A 792-nucleotide genomic window follows, 5' to 3' on the forward strand; every position below is an offset into this window, starting at 1 on the left:
TCACAGGCCACCTTCAACGGCTTACAGAACGCTCCCCTACCCAACAACGCCTAAGCGTCGCTGCCGCAGCTTCGGTGCATGGTTTAGCCCCGTTACATCTTCCGCGCAGGCCGACTCGACCAGTGAGCTATTACGCTTTCTTTAAATGATGGCTGCTTCTAAGCCAACATCCTGGCTGTCTATGCCTTCCCACATCGTTTCCCACTTAACCATGACTTTGGGACCTTAGCTGGCGGTCTGGGTTGTTTCCCTCTTCACGACGGACGTTAGCACCCGCCGTGTGTCTCCCGTGATAACATTCTTCGGTATTCGGAGTTTGCATCGGTTTGGTAAGCCGGGATGGCCCCCTAGCCGAAACAGTGCTCTACCCCCGAAGATGAGTTCACGAGGCGCTACCTAAATAGCTTTCGGGGAGAACCAGCTATCTCCCGGTTTGATTGGCCTTTCACCCCCAGCCACAAGTCATCCGCTAATTTTTCAACATTAGTCGGTTCGGTCCTCCAGTTAGTGTTACCCAACCTTCAACCTGCCCATGGCTAGATCACCGGGTTTCGGGTCTATACCTTGCAACTAATCGCCCAGTTAAGACTCGGTTTCCCTACGGCTCCCCTATACGGTTAACCTTGCTACAAAATATAAGTCGCTGACCCATTATACAAAAGGTACGCAGTCACACCACGAAGGTGCTCCCACTGCTTGTACGTACACGGTTTCAGGTTCTATTTCACTCCCCTCGCCGGGGTTCTTTTCGCCTTTCCCTCACGGTACTGGTTCACTATCGGTCAGTCAGGA

At 52.8% G+C, this 792-nt stretch carries 1 rRNA gene; it reads right to left on the bottom strand.

The annotated features are described in order from the left end of the window. Positions 1 to 792 (bottom strand): 23S ribosomal RNA (locus tag AEYBE204_RS39200); the annotation flags it as partial.

Source organism: Asticcacaulis sp. YBE204, assembly GCF_000495855.1.
Taxonomy (GTDB): Bacteria; Pseudomonadota; Alphaproteobacteria; order Caulobacterales; family Caulobacteraceae; genus Asticcacaulis.